General features: G+C 67.9%; 19 protein-coding genes and 1 tRNA gene. 11 read left to right on the top strand and 9 right to left on the bottom strand.

All coding sequences use genetic code 11. The annotated features are described in order from the left end of the window. Positions 1-126: 126 nt before the first annotated feature. The 4 genes from D8670_RS09370 (at position 127) to D8670_RS09355 (ending at position 3,546) form a co-directional block, all read left to right on the top strand. Positions 127-1,320 carry a threonine synthase gene (locus D8670_RS09370; protein ID WP_121817851.1) on the top strand — a complete coding sequence of 398 codons (1,194 nt, stop codon included), beginning with the start codon at positions 127-129 and terminating at the stop codon, positions 1,318-1,320. 141 nt (positions 1,321-1,461) lie between these two features. Next, positions 1,462-2,151, top strand: coding sequence for a metal-dependent transcriptional regulator (locus D8670_RS09365; RefSeq protein ID WP_121817850.1), 690 nt, complete (start codon positions 1,462-1,464; stop codon positions 2,149-2,151). Beyond that, positions 2,148-2,792 carry a TMEM165/GDT1 family protein gene (locus D8670_RS09360; RefSeq protein WP_121817849.1) on the top strand — a complete coding sequence of 215 codons (645 nt, stop codon included), beginning with the start codon at positions 2,148-2,150 and terminating at the stop codon, positions 2,790-2,792. Before D8670_RS09365 ends, D8670_RS09360 begins: the two co-directional genes overlap by 4 nt. A 79-nt stretch (positions 2,793-2,871) precedes the next feature. Further along, positions 2,872-3,546 (top strand): LysE family translocator, encoded by a 675-nt coding sequence (locus D8670_RS09355; RefSeq protein ID WP_121817848.1) that lies wholly within the window; start codon positions 2,872-2,874, stop codon positions 3,544-3,546. Here D8670_RS09355 and D8670_RS09350 read toward each other — a convergent pair. Beyond that, positions 3,543-4,223, bottom strand: coding sequence for an HD domain-containing protein (locus D8670_RS09350; RefSeq protein WP_121817847.1), 681 nt, complete (start codon positions 4,221-4,223; stop codon positions 3,543-3,545). The two genes, D8670_RS09355 and D8670_RS09350, sit on opposite strands and share 4 nt — an antisense overlap. A gap of 114 nt (positions 4,224-4,337) precedes the next feature. Here D8670_RS09350 and D8670_RS09345 point away from each other — a divergent pair, with 114 nt between their 5' ends. The 4 genes from D8670_RS09345 (at position 4,338) to D8670_RS09330 (ending at position 7,627) form a co-directional block, all read left to right on the top strand. Beyond that, complete coding sequence (locus D8670_RS09345; RefSeq protein ID WP_121817846.1) at positions 4,338-5,045, top strand: alanyl-tRNA editing protein; 708 nt, start codon at positions 4,338-4,340, stop codon at positions 5,043-5,045. A 108-nt stretch (positions 5,046-5,153) separates the two neighbouring features. Then, the gene (locus D8670_RS09340) at positions 5,154-6,146 is read left to right on the top strand and encodes a DUF3179 domain-containing (seleno)protein (protein ID WP_121817845.1); all 993 of its coding nucleotides are present in this window, start codon (positions 5,154-5,156) and stop codon (positions 6,144-6,146) included. Between the two features lie 243 nt (positions 6,147-6,389). Continuing rightward, on the top strand, positions 6,390-6,773 hold the full coding sequence (locus D8670_RS09335) for a DUF7344 domain-containing protein (RefSeq protein ID WP_121817844.1): 384 nt from the start codon (positions 6,390-6,392) through the stop codon (positions 6,771-6,773). Then, positions 6,770-7,627, top strand: coding sequence for a TrmB family transcriptional regulator (locus D8670_RS09330; RefSeq protein ID WP_121817843.1), 858 nt, complete (start codon positions 6,770-6,772; stop codon positions 7,625-7,627). Before D8670_RS09335 ends, D8670_RS09330 begins: the two co-directional genes overlap by 4 nt. 2 nt (positions 7,628-7,629) lie before the next feature. Here the strand turns inward: D8670_RS09330 and D8670_RS09325 are convergent, their stop codons facing one another. Further along, positions 7,630-8,352 carry a profilin-fold protein gene (locus tag D8670_RS09325; protein ID WP_121817842.1) on the bottom strand — a complete coding sequence of 241 codons (723 nt, stop codon included), beginning with the start codon at positions 8,350-8,352 and terminating at the stop codon, positions 7,630-7,632. Between the two features lie 90 nt (positions 8,353-8,442). Here D8670_RS09325 and D8670_RS09320 point away from each other — a divergent pair, with 90 nt between their 5' ends. The 3 genes from D8670_RS09320 to D8670_RS21500 all read left to right on the top strand — a co-directional run bounded on the left by D8670_RS09320 (position 8,443) and on the right by D8670_RS21500 (position 11,830). Next, complete coding sequence (locus D8670_RS09320; protein WP_121817841.1) at positions 8,443-8,766, top strand: hypothetical protein; 324 nt, start codon at positions 8,443-8,445, stop codon at positions 8,764-8,766. Positions 8,767-8,822: 56 nt separating this feature from the next. Next, complete coding sequence (locus tag D8670_RS09315; protein WP_233752217.1) at positions 8,823-10,043, top strand: MFS transporter; 1,221 nt, start codon at positions 8,823-8,825, stop codon at positions 10,041-10,043. A 338-nt stretch (positions 10,044-10,381) separates the two neighbouring features. Beyond that, positions 10,382-11,830, top strand: a complete 1,449-nt coding sequence (locus tag D8670_RS21500) for a hypothetical protein (RefSeq protein ID WP_121817840.1) — start codon at positions 10,382-10,384, stop codon at positions 11,828-11,830. 138 nt (positions 11,831-11,968) lie between these two features. Here D8670_RS21500 and D8670_RS09305 read toward each other — a convergent pair. The 7 genes from D8670_RS09305 to D8670_RS09275 all read right to left on the bottom strand — a co-directional run bounded on the left by D8670_RS09305 (position 11,969) and on the right by D8670_RS09275 (position 17,534). After that, positions 11,969-12,041 (bottom strand) — tRNA-Gln (locus D8670_RS09305). A 23-nt stretch (positions 12,042-12,064) separates the two neighbouring features. Beyond that, positions 12,065-12,427, bottom strand: a complete 363-nt coding sequence (locus D8670_RS21645) for an HNH endonuclease (RefSeq protein WP_255459023.1) — start codon at positions 12,425-12,427, stop codon at positions 12,065-12,067. Between the two features lie 440 nt (positions 12,428-12,867). After that, the gene (locus D8670_RS09295; protein ID WP_121817838.1) at positions 12,868-13,296 is read right to left on the bottom strand and encodes a metal-dependent transcriptional regulator; all 429 of its coding nucleotides are present in this window, start codon (positions 13,294-13,296) and stop codon (positions 12,868-12,870) included. Positions 13,297-13,330: 34 nt separating this feature from the next. Next, entirely contained in the window at positions 13,331-13,831 is a 501-nt protein-coding gene (locus tag D8670_RS09290; protein ID WP_121817837.1) for a ferritin-like domain-containing protein, read from the bottom strand. A gap of 87 nt (positions 13,832-13,918) precedes the next feature. Beyond that, positions 13,919-15,130: a Fe-S cluster assembly protein SufD gene (gene sufD / locus D8670_RS09285; protein ID WP_121817836.1), complete on the bottom strand. Its 1,212-nt coding sequence runs from the start codon at positions 15,128-15,130 to the stop codon at positions 13,919-13,921. A 1-nt stretch (position 15,131) separates the two neighbouring features. Further along, complete coding sequence (sufB, locus tag D8670_RS09280; RefSeq protein WP_121817835.1) at positions 15,132-16,562, bottom strand: Fe-S cluster assembly protein SufB; 1,431 nt, start codon at positions 16,560-16,562, stop codon at positions 15,132-15,134. 57 nt (positions 16,563-16,619) lie between these two features. After that, positions 16,620-17,534: an ABC transporter ATP-binding protein gene (locus D8670_RS09275; RefSeq protein ID WP_121817834.1), complete on the bottom strand. Its 915-nt coding sequence runs from the start codon at positions 17,532-17,534 to the stop codon at positions 16,620-16,622. Positions 17,535-17,647: the final 113 nt, after the last annotated feature.

Raw genomic sequence — 17,647 nt, 5'->3', positions numbered from 1 at the left:
TACGTGGGGCGGACGTTACAAAACGGCTGTGAGACGCGCGCCCGGCTCTCGCCGCTGACGGCGACCCGCGACCGCCGGCACGCCGAGAGAGACAGGACTTTGGGGCGGGCGCACCGACCGTCGGTCATGGACACGACGGAGGCGTTCGTCGGACTGGAGTGCGTGGACTGCGGCGAGACGTTCGACGCCGAGACGGCGACGCATCGCTGCCCGGACTGCGGCGGCATCCTCGACCCGGCGTACGACTACGACGCGGTCGACCTGGACCGCGAGACGCTCGCGGACCGGCCGTTCGAGTCGATGTGGCGCTACGAGGAGCTGCTCCCCTTCGCCCGCGACGCGGCCGTGAGCATGGACGAGGGCGCGACGCAGCTGGTCGAGTGCCCCGACCTGGCCGACGAGATGGGCGTTGGCCGCGTGCTCCTGAAAGACGAGGGCCGGAACCCGACGGGGACGTTCAAGGACCGCGGGCAGACCGTCGCCGTCACGGCGGCCGTCCAGCACGGGGCCGAGGACGTCGCGCTCGCGTCGGCGGGCAACGCCGGACAGGCCGCCTCGGCGTACGCCGCCCGCGCGGGGCTCGACTCGCACGTCTTCCTCCCCTCCCGGGCCGGGTTCACGAACAAGGCCATGGTGAACGTCCACGGCGGCGACATGACGGTCGTGGGCGGGCGCATCGGCGACGCCGGCGCGGCCTTCGAGGACGCGATGGCCGAGAACGACGACTGGTACCCGCTCCAGACCTTCCAGACGCCGTACCGCCACGAGGGCAAGAAGACGATGCTGTACGAGATCGTCGAGCAGGAGGACTGGGAGGTGCCCGACGCGGTCGTCTACCCGACCGGCGGCGGCGTCGGCCTCGTCGGCATGCACAAGGGCGCGAAGGAGCTTCGCGACCTCGGCCTCATCGACGAGGTGCCGTCGATGTACGCGGCGCAGGCGTCCGGCTGCGCGCCGGTCGTCGACGCGTTCGAGCGCGGCCTCGACCGCCACGAGCCGGTCGAACACCCCGACACCATCTGCGGCGGCATCGAGATCCCCGACCCCGGCGCGTCGCCGCTCATCCTCGACGCGCTCCGGGAGAGCGACGGCGGGGCCGTCGCCACGGACGACGACGAGATCCTCGACAGCGCCATCGCCGTCGCCCAGAACGAGGGCCTGGAGATGGGCGCGACCTGCGCCGCGGCCGCAAGCGGCGCGTGGGCGCTGGCCGACGACGGCGAGTTCGACGAGGACGACACGGTCGTCCTCCTGAACACCGGCGCCGGCAACAAGGACGACGACATCCTCCGCAGTCACCTGATGGGCCAGGGCGTATAAACCTCGGAGTCATTCGTTAGGACCGCCTTCTCTGCACGCTCGTCCCGCCTGGTTCGACTTGAGACGAGGTGTTTTGGACGAGCGCTCACTTCTGAATTAGCCACCCTAGCTATAAGGATTAGACTAGTCTAATCCCAGTCGATGCTAAGTGACGTGATGGAGGACTACCTGAAAGCTATCTACTATCTCGAGCAGGAGGACGGCGCGCCCGTCGGGACGTCCCGGATCGCGGAGTATCTGGACGTGACCTCGCCGACGGTCACCAGCATGATCGAGAGCCTGGCGGACCGCGGCCTCGTCGAGCGCGAGAAGTACAAGGGCGTCGAGCTGACCGACGAGGGGGAGACGGTCGCTGTCGAGGTCGTCCGGCACCACCGCCTGCTGGAGGCGTACCTCACCGAACACCTCGACTACGACTGGAGCGAGGTCCACGACGAGGCGGACGCGCTGGAGCACCACATCAGCGAGGAGTTCGAGCGCCGGGTCGCGGAGGCGCTGGGCGACCCCGAGGTCGACCCCCACGGCGACCCGATCCCGAGCGCCGACCTGACGCCGCCGGACGAGGGCGCGGGGACGCGCCTGAGCGAGCACACGGCGGGCGACCGCGTCCGCGTCGAGCGCGTGAGCGACCGAGACGCAGACGAACTCGCCTACCTTCAGGACGCCGGCATCGCGCCGGGCACCGTCATCGAGGTGACCGACGTCGCCCCCTTCGGCATGGTCACCGTCGCCGTCGGTGGCGACGAGCAGAGCCTGCCGGAGACGGTGGCGCGGTCGATCCGGGTGACGGTCGCCGCGGACGGCGACGACCGGTTAGTCGAAGAAGCATGACGGGCTGGATCGAAGTTCTCACGATCGCGTTCACGGCGCAACTGCTCGCGCTGCCCGGCGAGAAGGGGCAGTTCGTCATCGCCGGCCTCGCGACGAAGTACCGGCCGGCGGTCGTCGTCGCGGGCGCCGCCTGCGCGTTCGCGGGGTGGACGATGCTCGAGATCGCGCTGGGGAGCGCGCTGCAAGGCGCGCTGCCGGGTGTGTACTTAGACGTCGCGACGGCGGTGCTGTTCGTCGTCTTCGCGGGGATGCTGCTGTACTCGCTGCCGGAGAAGGACGCCCCGATGGTCGCCGACGGCGGCCTGCTGGCCGACGTCGAGGTGGCGGGCGACGGCCGCGCGGCCGGCTTCGTCCCCTCCTTCTCCGTGATGGCGGTCGGCGAGTTCGGCGACAAGACCCAGCTCATCACCATCGGGCTGGCCGCCCAGTACGCCGCCGGCTCCGCGATCTGGGTCGGCGAGATGCTCGCGATCGTCCCGGTGAGCCTGGTGAACGCGTACTGCTTCCACCGCTTCGCCCACGTGCTGGAGGAGTACGACGTGAAGCGGTACCTCTACCTGCTCTCCGCGGCGGTGTTCCTGCTGTTCGCCGCCGACGTGGTCGCCGAACTGACGCTCGGAACCTCCATCCTCCCGCTCTAGGGGTCGCACCGCCGCTCCGCTACCGCGGCGTTCGTCCCCTGTCGGACGATTTTTCACGGATCGGCCGCGAGGGTTGACCATGTCGACGCTGACGTCGGCGGTCGCGGGAGTCGCGTTCGGGTTCGCGCTCGCCGCGCCGCCGGGACCGATGAACGCCATCATCGCCGAGGAGAGCGTGATCCGGGGCTGGCGCTCGGGCTTTTTCGCGGGGCTCGGCGCGATGACCGCCGACGCCGTCTTCTTCGTGCTCGCGCTGTTCGGCGTGGTCGCGGTCGTCCAGCGGCTGCCGACGCTCCAGGCGGCGATGGTCGGCGTCGGGGGCCTGCTGATGCTGTACTTCGCGTACGGCGCGTACGAGGACGCTTCGAGCGGCTTCACCGGAGAGGGCGAGGTCGCCGACGACCGCGGGTTCCGGAAGGCGTTCGTCCTCGCGCTGACGAACCCCTACCAGATCGTCTTCTGGCTCACCCTCGGCGTCGGGCTGCTGGAACCGGGGACGCTGGACGTGTTCGCCTCCGTCCCGTACGTCGGCCACGCGCTCGCGGGGGCGTTCGTGGTCGAGACGGGGAGCCCGGCGCTTCTCGTCGGCTTCTTCGGCGGCATCGCGCTGTGGATCGTCGGGTTCCCGGCGGCGCTCGTCGGCGCCGGGCGCCGGATCGACGCGTTCGCGCCGGCCGTGGCGTACGCCAGCGCGGCGGTGTTGGCTGCGTTCGGCGTCCTGTTCCTGTCGGACGCCGCCGGGACCCTGCTCTAGAAGTCGGGGTCCGCTATCGCCGACACCTCGTCGGCGATCCACTCGCGGAACCACTTCACGCGCTTGAGGCGCCGGTGGGCGATGCTCTCGGCGGTGTCGCTCCGGACGCGGTCGGCGGCGTCGCGGCCGCGTTCGAGGACGCGCTCGACCATCTCGGCCGAGTCCATGTGCGTGCGGGCCTCGTACCCCATCCGGAGGAGCATCAGCGCCGTCCCGTTCGCGCCGACCTTGTCGAGCAGGTCCGCCTCGACGAGACACTGCGTCTCGAGGGGGAGGTCCGTCAGGTCGCCCTGGTAGGAGTGCTCGGCGACCGACTTGCAGACGGCGTCGACGAACGACTGCGGGTAGTCCCGGGCCTCGAGGTATTCGCGGGCGATGCGCGCGCCCTCCTCCGCGTGGACCTCCTGGTCGGCGTCCAGCTTGGCGATGTCGTGAAACAGTGCGGCGACGCGGGTGACGTCGACGTCGGCGCCCTCCTTCTCCGCGATCTCCTCGGCGAGCTCGACGACGTTGAGGATGTGGTTGTGCCGGTACTCGGCGGAGTGCCAGGGGTACCACCGCATCCGACCCCCTTCGTCCTCGTTCTCGACGCTGGCAGCCAGATACTCGAAGACGAACGCCGCCATCTCGTCGAACTCGTCGTCGGTAACGCGGGATTCCTTTATTTCAACCCCCACGGTACCACCCCGACAGCGCGAATCCGTTGTTCATTGGTGTGTATACAATGGCCTGTTCGACTCTTTAGCGTTACGACACTCCGAATTAAGTATGTAGAAGTCTTTCAGCCGGCCGTGACCGAACCGCTCTATCTCGATCTATCGGACGACTGTCAGTTCGAGGCGACGGTCGAGCGCGTCGTCGACGACCGGGTCGTTCTCGACCGGACGCTGTTCTACCCCGAGGGCGGCGGCCAGCCGGCCGACGCGGGGGCGCTGTCGGCCGAGGGAGCGACCTGGCGCGTGACCGACGTGCAGAAGCGGGACACGATCTATCACGCCGTCGACGGCGACCCGCCCGCCGAGGGCACCGTCGTCACCGGCGAACTCGACTGGGAGCGGCGGTACGCGCACATGCGCTACCACACCGCCCAGCACCTCCTGTCGGCGCTCCTCCTGGAGGAGTACGACGCCGAGACGACCGGCAACCAGCTGTACGCCGACCGGGCGCGCATCGACTGCGGCTACGACCGGTTCACCGAGACCGACCTCGCCGACGTCACCGCCCGGATGAACGAGCTGATCGACCGGTCGCTCCCCGTCGAGTGGTACGAACTCGACCGCGACGAGGCCGAGGCGACGCTGGACCCCGAGCGCACCCGCATCCACCTGCTCCCGGACAGTATCACCGAGGTCCGCATCGTCGAGGTCAGCGACTACGACCGAACGGCCTGCGCGGGCACCCACGTCTCGAACACCGACGAGATCGGCGAGTTCCGGGCGACCGGCCGGGAGACGAAGGGGCCGGAGGAGGAGCGGCTCTCGTTCGAACTCGTATCGTAGGGATCGAAACTATTCACACGCCGAACTGCGCCCGGGGTGCAGTTCGAGCGTATCATTCCGCTCGACTCCTGCTATAGCGTTTTACGCCGCGACCGCCTCTGCCCCAGTATGAACGTCAGACAGGTCATCCCCCGCGACGCCATCCCGAGCGTCGACGACCCGGAGTTCGTCGACGAGTACGATGGGGACCCGGACGACGAGGTGATCGCGCTCGCCGAAGCATCTCCGCCGCGGGCCTACCCCGTTCGCTACCTCCACTACCACGAGATCGTCAACGACCGGGGCCCGACGGACGACGGCGATCGGCCGGTCGCCGTCACGTGGTGCCCGCTCTGCGGGAGCGCCGTGGTCTACGACCGCCGGGTCGACGGGCCGGCCGGTAACGGGAGCGATGTGGCCGGCGACTCGGCGGTTCTGACGTTCGGCGTCTCGGGGAAACTCGCCGACGACGACCTCGTGATGTACGACCGCGAGACGGAGAGCGAGTGGAAGCAGTCCGCGGGCGAAGCCATCGCGGGCGATTTCGAGGGGACGACGCTTTCGGTCCTCCCCGCGGCGATGACGACGTGGGCGGCGTTCCGCGAGGCCCATCCCGCCGGCGTCGTTCTCGCGCCGCCCGGCGGCGAGAGCGAAGCGAGCGGCGACGGCGACGACCCCGAACCGATCGACTACGACGCCGCGCCCTACGAGGCGTACTTCGAGTCGGCGGGGTTCGGACTGGCGGCTCACCGCGGCGAGGGCGAGTCCCGCGAGTGGGACCACGCCCGCCTCGACCCCAAAGACGTCGTCCTCGGTCTGGAGTACGACGGCGACACCCTCGGGGTCCCGCTCCGCGACGTGAGAGACGCCGGCGGGGTCGTCCACGTGTCCGTCGGCGGCCACGACGTGGCCGTCTTCGCGACGCCCGACGGCCTCCACGGGTTCGAGACGGGACTGCGGTTCGAACCGGACGGGGACGGGTGGTTCCGGGCCGACGGCGCCCGCTGGAACGGGGCGACCGGCGAGAGCGACGACGGCCGAGCGCTCGACCGTGCCCCGGCCCGCAGGCTGTTCGCGTTCGCCTGGCGAGACGACCACGGTGACGCCTTTTTCGCGCCGTAGGCACCGCATTCCGGGGCCGAATAGGGCGTATAACTAATCCCGTACCGCCCGTCGAACGGAGTGTGCCGTGGCTGGGCACGAGCGCGAGCCCACCGGCTTCGGCCGGCCCCGGAGACGGGTTGTAGGTTCGACTCCTACCCGCGGCGTCGCCTTCTCGCCGTTGTCATTCTCGTGACAACCGCACGCTTCTGATTCTTAGAATGACAGGTATTTTAAACCGAACAACCCCGTGGGGGCGGTACGATGACTGACACGTCGAAGGGATCCGATCGAGAGATCGACAGGCTCTTCGAGGCGCTGGCTCGCCGACGACGACGCCGGGTGGTACGCGTGCTCGACAGCGCCGACGGGCCCGTCGCGTTCTCGGATCTCGTCGGAAAGGTCGCTGGAGCGGACGACGCCGACCGGCCGGCGGTGGACGCGGCGGCGACCCGAGAGCGGGTCCGGACCTCGCTCCGCCGAGTCCATCTGCCGGTGCTGGCCGAGGCGGGCGTCGCGGAGCGAGGGCCTGAGGGGACCGTCGTTCGGCCGGGGACGGCGTTCGACGCGGCGCTCGCGTTACTGACGGTCGGCCCGGAACCGGCCGATCGGAACCGGGCGTCCGACGGGGCCGCTAACGCGCCATGAGCGGCGACGAGGAGGCGGTCGCCGCGCTCGAATCGATCGGTCTGACCGAGTACGAGGCCCGCTGTTTCGTCGCGCTCTCGAAGATCCGGTCGGGGACCGCGAAGGAGGTCAGCCAGATCTCCGAGGTGCCGCGATCGCGCGTGTACGACGCCCTCGACCGCCTCTCGGAACGCGGTCTCGTCGACGTGCAGCGCTCGGACCCCCGTCGGTACAGGGCGGTCGATGAGCACGAGGTGCTGTCCGTGTTCGAACGCGACTTCCGCTCGGCGCTCGACGAGGTCGACGAGACGCTCGACGCGCTCGACGACCACCGCCGGTCGGAGCGGGGCGTCTGGGAGATCTCCAGCCGCGACCACGTCGTCAGCAGGACGCTGACGCTGCTCGACGACGCGGAATCGGAGGTGTACCTCCTCGTCGCCGCCGAGGGAGCGCTCGGCGACGACGTACTGGGCCGGGTCGCGACGCTCGCGGAGCGGGGGATCCGGGTTCTCGCGGAGGTGCCGTCGGAACCCGTCGGCGCGGCTATCAGGGAGGCGGTTCCCCGGGCCGACGTCTCGGTGTACGGCGGGTTCGAGGCGGCGGCGACGCGGGGGCACTGCCCGTCCCACGCCGTGATGGTCGACCGCGACGCGGTCCTGCTCAGCGCCGCCAGAGAGGGGGACCTCCCGGGAGTGACGGAGGCGACGGCCGTCTGGTGTCGCGGCGTCGACCACGGCCTGCTCGTCTGGCTCCGGGGGCTTCTCTCGTCGCGCATCGACGCCGTGTCTGCGTTCGACGCGGGCGAGTCGGACGACCCAGTCGCCGCCGCGGCCGACGCCGGCGGCGACCAGTCGGACGGCGGAGGCGCCCCGTAGCGTCAGAACGAGACGGTCGACAGGTCGGATTCGAGTTCCTCGACGTGCTCGTTGAACGCCGCGACGAACTCGCGGACGCCGTCGACGTGCGTCCGCAGGTCCCGCGCGGACGGGGGTCCGTACTGCGAGAGGAGGTAGACACCGCCCTCGCCGCCGACGCGGAGGTAAGAGACCTGCGCGCCGTCGCGCTTGAGCGTCCAGCGCTTGCCCGCCGCCCGCGCCGAGAACTCGCCGTAGTCCGTCCCCTCGTAGCGGTGCAGTTCGCCGGCCATCGCGTCCGCCACGTCGCGGATCCGGTCGACGATCCGGTCCCGCTCGGCGACGACGGTTTCCGTCGACGCAGCCTCCGGGAAGTCGGCGTCGACGCCGTCCAGCACGCCCGACAGCGACTCGACGTACTCGTTAAACGCCGCGACGAAGGCGTCGTAGTCCGCCATCGCGGTGGCGAGGTCCTCCGGGTCCGGCGGCTGGTGCTCCGAGATCACGTATATCTCGCCCCCCGACTTCCCGTCGTACCGGAGATATCGGAGCGCGCCCGCCTCGTACTTGACCGTCCACTCGGCGGCGTCGGTGCTGAACGACTCCTGCCCGTAATCGCCCCCTTTGAGCAGCGCCAGCTCGCGCGCGATCCGGCCGGCGTGGTCGGCCACCGCCGCCACGACCTCGTCGCGCCGTTCCGCGGCGTCGTCGGCCGACGCGACGTCGGCGTCTGTGCCCTCTATCATCGTTCGGAGCAGGGAACCGAGGGGGATAACCCTCCCGAAACCGACGCCCAACCCTAGAACGATGCCGTCGCGGGACGTACGGGAGACGAAATGACCGACGACGACGACGACCGCGACCCGGTCGAGAGCGAGGGGTCGATCGCGGTCGTTCCCGCGACGGACGACGAATCGCCCGCCTACTGGCTGCGCTCCGACGAGGGAGACGCGCTCCCCCTCCGGGAGGACGACATCGGCGACCTCTACGCCGTCGCCTCGCGCCTGCACAACAGGCAGGCCGACGCCGATACGCTGCCGGACCCGGTCGAGGTGACCTGCCACGAGTGCGGCAAGACGTGGCAGCACACCGGGTCGGCGGACCGGGCGACGTGCCCGAACTGCGAGACGACCACGCCTGTCGAGGGGATCGGGCCGTAGCGTCCGCTCGCGCCGTCGCGACAGCTTGATACGACCGGCGGCTGAACCCCTCTGCCGTGTCGCACGGAGAGCGATCGGAGACGGCGGTCGGTCCGGTAGCGACGAGCGAACGGGCTCGCTGGGGGCTCGTCGCCGGCGCCAGCCTCATGTCGGCGGCGCTCGGCGCGTACGAACTCGTCCCGGCGAGCGTCACGCCGCTCATCCGCGCGTCGCTGGGTGTCGGTCCCTCGGCCGCCGGCCTGCTCGTCAGCGTGATGTTCGGGACGGCCGTGGTCGCCTCCCTCCCGGTCGGCGTCGCGCTCGACCGGACGAACTCGCGGTGGGCGGTCGCGGCGGCCGTCGGCCTGTTCGCGGTCGTCGGCGTCTGGGGCTGGGCGGCGGCGACGGCCGGCGCGTACCGGTCGCTTCTGGCCTCCCGCGCGCTGGGCGGCCTCGCCTACGTCGTCGTCTGGAACGCCGGTATCGACATCGTCGGCCGGTCGTTCGACGCCGACCGCCAGGCGACCGCCGTGGCGACGTTCACCGCCAGCGGCCCGGTCGGGTTCGCCGCCGGGCAGGGCGCCGGCCCGGTGGTCGCCGACGCGTTCGGGTGGCCGGCCGTGTTCCCCGCGTTCGTCGCCGTCGCGGTCGTCGGCCTCGCGCTGTTCTGGCCGACCAGCCGCGGTCAGGGCCGCGCGTCGGACACCCCGGCCCCGACGGCGGCCGAGCTCAGGTCCGTCGTCACGAACCGGCGCGTCTGGACCGTCGGCGTGCTTGGATTTCTGGCGTACTCGCTGTACCTGTTCGTCAACACCTGGTCGCCGTCGTATCTCACCGAGGAACTCGGGCTGGCGCTCGGGCTCAGCGGCCTCCTCACAGCGCTTTTCCCCGCCGTCGGTATCCTCGCGCGGGTAACGGGCGGCGTCCTCTCGGACCGCCTGTTCGGCGGGCGCCGACGGCCGATCATCCTGATCGCCTTCCTCGTGTCCACCCCGATCGTCGGGGGATTCACCGGCCTCCGGTCCGTCCCGGTGGTCGTCGGGGCGCTGCTCGTCACCGGGTTCGCCATCCAGCTCTGTCTGGGGCTCGTGTTCGCCTACGTCCGCGAACTGGTCGATCCGGCCGTCGCCGCCACCGCCGTGGCTGTCCTGACGAGCGTCGGCCTCGCCGGCGCGTTCGCTGCGCCCATCGCGGCCGGCTCCCTCATCGGCGCGACGGGCTACGGGACGGCGTTCGCGGTCGCCGGTGTACTTGGCCTCTTCGGCGTCGTTCTGGCGTGGTACGCGCCCGAGCCGTAGCCGGCCGTACCGGAGTTAGGTCGACGGTAGCGCGTTTAAGCCGCCGCTCCTCGCACCGACCGCTCCCTTTCGCGGTGAACAGTCCGGATAACGCCTTCCTTCGACGGAGTCTCGCGGCGACGAACCTTCATGACGCGATCGTTGATCAATCTCGCAATAACGGCGCTCATGACCCCGCTACCCGCGAGAATCGGGGTTTTCAGGACGGCGTTTCGGAGCGACCGTTTCGTTTAATTCGGATACGTTGCTCACTACTCGAACCGGATACTTCCCGTCGTGATGATTAACGCTGGAACGGTGTTCCGCGTTTATGCACGGAGGACCGCACACTCGAGACAGTGTCCGAAACACCAGCCGACGACGAACGACAGATTTCGACGGACAGGGAAACGATCCGAACGTGGGCCGACCGATACGACGCGGCGCCGGTGCGAACGACCGGCGGCGCGGGCGACCACCTCCGTCTCGCCCCCGAGGAGGACGTGACGGGCGACTACGAGCGGGCCGACTGGGACGAGTTCTTCGACGAGCTCGAGGCGCGCGACCGCGTCGTCATCCTCCACGAGGACGCGGCCGCGGACCCCCTCGAAGTGACCGGCCGCGAGGACCTGATCGGCCGGAGCGGGATGGACGAGGCCGAGTTCGAGGAGCGCCTCATGGAGGGCGAGGTCGTCACCACCGAGATAACCGAGACGACCGTCGTCGAGTCCGTGGTCGTCGAGGAGACGACCGTCGAGAGCGAACTGGTCGACAGCGAGATCGTCGACAAGCGCGTCGTCGACGTCGACCTCGTCGGCCGCGAGTGCACGAACTGCGAGTTCGTCGAGGACGAGGGCGTCGACCACCGGAGCGCGTTCGACGACGACCGGTACTTCTCGTCGCTCGGCGACCCGACGACCGACCGCATCAGCGAGGCGGACAGCCCGATCAACCAGAGCACCGAAACCAAGTCGACGGGAACCGCCGACACTGCCGACACTACGAGTACCGACGAGACCGTCGACGCCGGGACCCGGGACACCGACACCACCCGATCCGGCTTCGCCGACGTCGGCGACGACTTCCCGTACCACGCGGAACTCGACGTCGACGAGACGTGGTCGGTCACCGCCGAGATCCGCGAGCGGTTCACCGTCGAGAGCCACATCGAGGGGACCGAAGTCACCGAGTCCGACAGCATCGAGGACCACGACATCGACGTCGAGGGGCTCCACCGGTCCATCGTCGAGGGCGGCATCGTCGACTTCGACCACTCGCCGGACCACGTGATGACGGAGTACGACATCGAGAGCACGTTCGACGACGAGGACCGGATCCTCACTCACTTCGACCGCGAGCGACTGGTCGAGGACGAGGTCGTCGACCGGAAGCGGCTCCGGGCTGACGTCACCGCGAGCGAGGTCTCCGAGATGGAGACGATCAGCACGCGGGACGTTCCCGCGGACGAGCGCGAGGGCGTCATCGGCGAGACGGGAACCACGACCGCCGAGGCGGACACGACCGCGGCCGGAGAGGCCGAGGCGGGTTCGATGCACACGACGCTCACCGACGACGACGTCGGCAAGAAGGTCGTGGACGACAGGGGCGACAACGTCGGCAAAGTCACCGCCGTCGAGGAGGGCGGCGAACTGATCTACGTCGACCCCCACCAGAGCATCACCGAGCGCATCCAGTCCGCGCTCGGGTGGGACGACGAGGACGAGTACCCCCTCCGCGCCGACCACATCGACCGCGTCACGGACGACGAGGTCGTACTGAAGGGCCACGACCAGCTTCCCGACCAGTAGCGCGTCTTTCGGTCGCTTTCGACGAACTCGCTGCGGTAACCGACTCGAACGGCGTCTCGCAGTGCGCCGTTTCTCCCGACAGCGCCCCGTTCGTTACTGCAGCGGCTCGGGTGCGATTAAGTGTAAGGGATACGACAATAGTCCCGGGCGGATTCGAACCGCCGTCAGCGGCTCCAAAGGCCGCTATGATTGGCCACTACACCACGGGACTGCAGCCGAACGTACCGGAGGGAACTATGTGTCGCTTTCGGTCTCTCCCGGTGTCGGGGTCGGTACTTCATCGATCTCCGCCAATCGGTGGCAACTCCGGCAGAGACAGACGACGTTCTCTAGACGGTGCGCGTCCTGAGAATCCTCGAAATCCCGCACTGGAGTTATGTGATGTACGTCTGGTTCGCGTCCCATCTCCGCTTTCGTTTTTCCACAACGCAGACATTCATGATCGTCCCGGTCTAGAGCTCGACGTTTAACCTCTCTCCAGCGGCCGTTGTATACTCGTTCGCCGTCCCCCCACTGATCCGAAAGCCAGGAACTGAGGCAGTCTCGACCACAAAACTTCCCGTACCCCTGGGCGTCTGTCGACGGTAAGATCGTCATCGAACTCCCGCAATGTTTACAATCCCGTTCGATCAACTCAAGATCTCGCAGTTCGTGCGACGACGTTCCAAGGAACTCGTCGGCCTCTTGGACGCAATCGGTGCAGAATTCACCTTCCTTGTTCGAGGGATAATATTCGAAACTGGTTCCGCAGATTTCGCACTCCGCTGATTCCTTTGCGTCTTTCCAGTTCCCGTTGTGCGCGCCGGCGTTCGGATTGCAGTCGTCGCAGTAGGACCGCCTCGATTTCGGGTCGTAGAAGTCGGTATCGCACCCTTTGCACGTCCGGTTGGGGAGCGGTTCGCCGTGAACCTTCGTGTGGTGCTGACACATCCCTCGCTCGGTGGAGAGCGTTCTATCGCAGGTGGGACAGTCCATCGGTCCGCGGTACTTCGCTGCGTACTAAAAACCTCAGCAGCGAACGGGAGCAGCCAGGCCTCTCAGTCGGCGTCGACGATCGGTTCGAGGTACTCGCACTTGTCGGCCTCGGCGTCGAAGCAGTCGGGACACTCGTCGCGGCGGTCGATGATCGTGTCGAGGCGCTCGGCGACGGTGTCGTCGATGACGCTCTCCAGGGCGCGGGCCTCGCCGCGGAAGTCCTCGACCTCGAGGACGTTCGCGAGGAACCGCTCGATGATGCAGTACGTCTGGAGCGCGTCCTCGGCCATGGCGATGCCCTCGTCCGTGAGGGTGACCCCCTTGTACTTCTCGTGGTCGGCCAGGCCGCGCTCCTCCAGCTTGCCGATCATCTCGTTGACGCTGGCGGGGCTGACGTCGAGCATGTCCGCGAGCGTCCCCGTCGCCGCGGGGCCGTCCTCGATGCGCTGTGCGAGGTAGATCGCCTTCAGGTACTGTTCGCCGGTGTTCATGCGTTACCTCCCTGCCGACCGTGCGTGTCCCAGTTCATTCTCGACGCTCCATGATCTCCGTTACTTCTTCGACGCCCTCCGCCTCCTCCTCGCGGATCGACCGCAGCGTGTCGAGGAGGCGGTCGCGGTCGAGGGCGTAGTCGGCGTCGCTCGCCTCGACCGCCTCGATGAGGTCATCGTAGAACTTGTAGGCGGTCTCCTCGTTACAGAGCGCGTCGTACAGTACCCCGTCGAAGTCGTCGGGGCTCGTCTGTCCGTACCGGGCCTCGACGAGCGTCTCTATCTCCTCGTAGGCGACGGTGTCGGCGTCGAGTTCCTCTACGAGTCCCGCAAGCCGCTCGCGGTGCTCCTCCGACTCCTCGGCGGCGTGTTCGAGGAGCTCGACGATCTCGTCGTCGAGGTCCGCCCGCTCCGACGCCGAGAGGGAATCCAGGTGGCGGTAGGCGCGCGCCTCGACGACCTCCTCCAGCACGACCCCGATCTGGAGGAGCCGGGCGAGCTGGTGGTCGCTCGAGACGCGTTGACCCAGGCTCATACCTCCCGTTCGGTGCCGGGGTCACTTAAGAATCCCTACTCTCGGCGAGAAACGCGGTCGAACGGCGAAAAGACGGACGTCGTCGCGTTACTCGCGCAGGCGCGCGGCGATCAGCTCTCGCAGGTCCTCGCGGAGTTCGTCGACGGCGACCTCGTCGAGGACGGGTACGAAGAAGCCCTCGACGAGCATGTTCTCGGCGCTCTGGGGGTCCGTACCGCGGGTCTCCATGTAGAACAGGTCCTCCTCGCTGACCTGTCCGACCGTGGCGCTGTGGGAGGCCTCGGTGTCGTGGTTGTTGATGATCAGCTTCGGGGACGCGTCGGCCTCGCTCTCGTCGGAGAGCATCAGCGTGTTCTCGCGCTGGTAGGAGTTGGTGTCCCACGCGCCGGAGCCGACGTCCTGAACCCCCTCGTAGACGGAGCGGGCTCGGTCGTCGAGGACGCCCCGGGTCACGAGGTCGGCCGTCGTGTGCTCGGCCTCGTGCCAGACGCGGGCGTTCACGTCGAAGTGCTGGTCCTCGTGGCCGAAGAACGCGCCGACGATCTGGCTCTCCGAGGAGTCGCCCTTGAGGTAGGTCTCGACGGAGCTCTTCGTGAGGCGGGAGCCGATGTTGCCCTCGATCCAGTCGATCGTGGCGTACGTGTCGGCGTGGCCGCGCTTGAGCGTGTAGTTGTACGTCTCCTCATCGAGGTTCTGCAGGGAGCCGTACTGCACGTTGCTGTTCTCGCCGGCGACGACCTCGACGAGGCCGCTGTAGTAGCGCTCGCCCTCGACGTCCTCGCCCGTGCTCTGGCGTTCGAGGATCGTGACCGAGGACGACTCCTCGGTGACGACCAGCGTGTAGTTGAACAGCGACCGGCTGTTCATCCGGGTGCGGACCTTCACGTCCTCGGCGTCGACGCCCTCGGGGACGTAGACGACCGTGCCGGTGTTGAACAGCGCCGTCGACAGCGCCGTCAGGTAGTTGTCCTGCGGGTCGACGACGGAGCCGAAGTGCTCCTTGACGAGTTCCTCGTGCTCGTCGACGGCCTCGGCGAACGGGAGGACCTCGACCTCGTCGGGGCCGACCTGGTCCTTGTCCTCCGCGGCGTTCAGCGGGTCGACGAACCCCTCGAAGTCGAGGTCGTGGAGGTTCGTCCACTCGCGGCCGGGCGTGCGGATGACCGACGGCATGTCGAGGCCGTCGAGCGCTTCGAGCGCCTCCAGCCGCGTTTCGAGGAGCCACTCCGGCTCGTCGAGCGATTCCGAGATCTCTCGTACCGTGCCCTCGTCGAGGGCGGCGTGTACCTGCGTGCTCATGTTATCCGAGGCTACCTTCCATTTCGAGCTCGATGAGGCGGTTGAGCTCGACCGCGTACTCGATGGGCAGTTCCTCCGTGATGGGCTCGATGAAGCCGGCGACGATCATCTGCTTTGCGTCGTCGTCGTCAAGTCCGCGGGACTGGAGGTAGAAGACGTCCTCGTCGCCGATCTTGCCGACGGTCGCCTCGTGGGCGACGTCGACTTTCGACTCCTGGATCTCCATGTACGGCATGGTGTCCGACGTCGACTCGTTGTCGAACATCAGCGCGTCGCACTCGACGGACGTGGAGGAGCCCTCCGCGCCGTCGGCGATGTGGACGAGGCCGCGGTAGTTCGTGCGGCCGCCGTCCTTCGCGATGGACTTGGACTCGATGGTGGATTTCGTGTTCGGCGCGTTGTGGTAGACCTTCGCGCCGGTGTCGATGTCCTGGCCCTCGCCCGCGAAGGCGATGGTGATGTGGTTGTCCGTCGCGCCGCGGCCCTTGAGGATGGTCGACGGGTAGAGCATGGTGGCCTTCGAGCCCATGCTGCCGGAGACCCACTCCATCGTGCCGCCCTTCTCGCAGATGGCGCGCTTGGTGTTGAGGTTGTACGTGTTCTTCGACCAGTTCTGCACGGTCGAGTACTGGACGTGGGCGTCCTCGCCGACGAACACCTCGACGCCGCCGGAGTGGAGGTTGTGGGTGCCGTACTTCGGGGCGGAACAGCCCTCGATGTAGTGGACCTCGGAGCCTTCCTCGGCGATGATGAGGGTGTGCTCGAACTGGCCCATCCCCTCGCTGTTCATGCGGAAGTACGCCTGCACCGGCATCTCGACCGTGACGTCCTCGGGGACGTACACGAACGAGCCGCCGGACCAGACGGCGCCGTGGAGCGCGGCGAACTTGTTGTCGCTCGGGGGGACGCACTTCGTCATGAAGTACTCCTTCACGAGCTCCTCGTGCTCCTGCACGGCCTCGTCCATGTTGCAGAAGACGACGCCTTTCTCCTCCCACTGCTCCTGCATGTTCTGGTAGACGACCTCGGACTCGTACTGGGCGCCGACGCCCGAGAGCGCCTTGCGCTCGGCCTCGGGGATGCCCAGCTTCTCGAAGGTGTCCTGGATCTCTTCCGGCAGGTCGTCCCAGCTGTCAGCGCCCTCGCGCTTGTCGACGTCCGGGCGGATGTAGGGGATGATCTCTTCGATGTCCATCCCCGACAGGTCCGGCTGGCCGGGCCAGTCGGTGGGCATGGGCATCTCCTGGTACTGTTTCAGCGAGCGGAGGCGGCGCTCCAGCATCCACTCGGGCTCGTCCTTGTCGTCGCTTATCATGCGGACGACTTCTTCCGTCAGCCCCTTGTCGGAGGTCACCGCCGCGCTCTCTTCTTTCTTGAACTCGAAGCGCTTCTCGGTGTCCGTCTCCTTGAGGTGATCTTGATCTGAACTCATTGTTGTTATCGTTGTTTAACGTCCTGGGCTTATAGCGTTGGTTCTAGCCGGGTTCGGTTACGCGGTCTCGTAGACCTGCTCGCGGACCCAGTCGTAGCCCTTGTCCTCGAGCTTCTCGGCGAGCTCCGCACCGCCGCTCATGGCGACCTCGCCGTCGATCATGACGTGGACGTGGTCGGGCTCGACGTAGTCGAGGATGCGCTGGTAGTGGGTGATCTGGAGGATGCCGGTGCCCTGCTCGTCGCGGAGGGCGTTGATGCCGTTCGAGACGTCCTGCAGGCGGTCGATGTCGAGGCCGGAGTCGATCTCGTCGAGGACGGCGATCGACGGCTCGAGGATGGCGGCCTGGAGGACCTCGTTCTGCTTCTTCTCGCCGCCGGAGAAGCCGGCGTTGAGGTAGCGCTGGGCGAACTTCTCGTCCATGTCCAGCTGCTCCATCTTCTCGGAGAGGATCTGCTGGAACTCGGCGACGCCGACCTCGCCCTCGTCGGCGGGGCCTTCCATCGGGGAGGACTCGTAGCCGGCTTCCTCTTCCTCCGCTTCCTCGTCGTCCTCGTCCTCGAAGAGCTCCTCGCGCTCCTCGATCTTGGCGTTGAGCGCCGTGCGGAGGAAGTTCGTCATCGTGACGCCCTCGATCTCGGCGGGGTACTGGAAGCCGAGGAAGACGCCGAGCGCGGCGCGCTCGTTCGGCTCGAGGTCGAGCAGGTCCCAGGTGCGCTTGTCCTCCGGGATCTCGAAGTCCTCGCCGAAGTCACCCTCTTCGAGGTGCAGCAGCACCTCGCCGTCGGTGACCTCGTACGCGGGGTGGCCCGCGATGACCTTCGCCGTCGTGGACTTCCCGCTGCCGTTCGGTCCCATCAGGGCGTGGATCTCGCCCGATTCGATGACGAGGTCGACGCCCTCGAGAATCTGCTCGTCTACGCCCTCTTCGGCGACTTCCGCGTGGAGATTGCTGAGTTCTAGTTGTGCCATGCTGAATGCTCCTCTGGTACCAGAAGGAAGGTGAGTGCGCCCCATAATGCTTTCGCAATTCGGCGTACTCGATTTCGCTCTCAGGCAAATAGATTTTGAGAAACGGAAACACA

This window comes from Halostella limicola (genome assembly GCF_003675875.1).
GTDB classification, from domain to species: domain Archaea; phylum Halobacteriota; class Halobacteria; order Halobacteriales; family Natronoarchaeaceae; genus Halostella; species Halostella limicola.
Note: the sequence above shows the minus strand (reverse complement) of the source record. Positions and strands in the feature narration are given on the sequence as shown.

What these genes read in the sequence shown, in the direction of transcription:
- D8670_RS09355 (WP_121817848.1), top strand. Translation starts at nt 2,872, where the DNA reads ATGTCGACGCTGACGTCGGCGGTCGCGGGAGTCGCGTTCGGGTTCGCG.
- sufB (WP_121817835.1), bottom strand. Translation starts at nt 16,562, where the DNA reads ATGAGTTCAGATCAAGATCACCTCAAGGAGACGGACACCGAGAAGCGC.
- D8670_RS09275 (WP_121817834.1), bottom strand. Translation starts at nt 17,534, where the DNA reads ATGGCACAACTAGAACTCAGCAATCTCCACGCGGAAGTCGCCGAAGAG.
- D8670_RS09370 (WP_121817851.1), top strand. Translation starts at nt 127, where the DNA reads ATGGACACGACGGAGGCGTTCGTCGGACTGGAGTGCGTGGACTGCGGC.
- D8670_RS09340 (WP_121817845.1), top strand. Translation starts at nt 5,154, where the DNA reads ATGAACGTCAGACAGGTCATCCCCCGCGACGCCATCCCGAGCGTCGAC.
- D8670_RS09330 (WP_121817843.1), top strand. Translation starts at nt 6,770, where the DNA reads ATGAGCGGCGACGAGGAGGCGGTCGCCGCGCTCGAATCGATCGGTCTG.
- D8670_RS09360 (WP_121817849.1), top strand. Translation starts at nt 2,148, where the DNA reads ATGACGGGCTGGATCGAAGTTCTCACGATCGCGTTCACGGCGCAACTG.
- D8670_RS09325 (WP_121817842.1), bottom strand. Translation starts at nt 8,352, where the DNA reads ATGATAGAGGGCACAGACGCCGACGTCGCGTCGGCCGACGACGCCGCG.
- D8670_RS09320 (WP_121817841.1), top strand. Translation starts at nt 8,443, where the DNA reads ATGACCGACGACGACGACGACCGCGACCCGGTCGAGAGCGAGGGGTCG.
- D8670_RS09335 (WP_121817844.1), top strand. Translation starts at nt 6,390, where the DNA reads ATGACTGACACGTCGAAGGGATCCGATCGAGAGATCGACAGGCTCTTC.
- D8670_RS09365 (WP_121817850.1), top strand. Translation starts at nt 1,462, where the DNA reads ATGCTAAGTGACGTGATGGAGGACTACCTGAAAGCTATCTACTATCTC.
- D8670_RS09290 (WP_121817837.1), bottom strand. Translation starts at nt 13,831, where the DNA reads ATGAGCCTGGGTCAACGCGTCTCGAGCGACCACCAGCTCGCCCGGCTC.
- sufD (WP_121817836.1), bottom strand. Translation starts at nt 15,130, where the DNA reads ATGAGCACGCAGGTACACGCCGCCCTCGACGAGGGCACGGTACGAGAG.
- D8670_RS21645 (WP_255459023.1), bottom strand. Translation starts at nt 12,427, where the DNA reads ATGACGATCTTACCGTCGACAGACGCCCAGGGGTACGGGAAGTTTTGT.
- D8670_RS09295 (WP_121817838.1), bottom strand. Translation starts at nt 13,296, where the DNA reads ATGAACACCGGCGAACAGTACCTGAAGGCGATCTACCTCGCACAGCGC.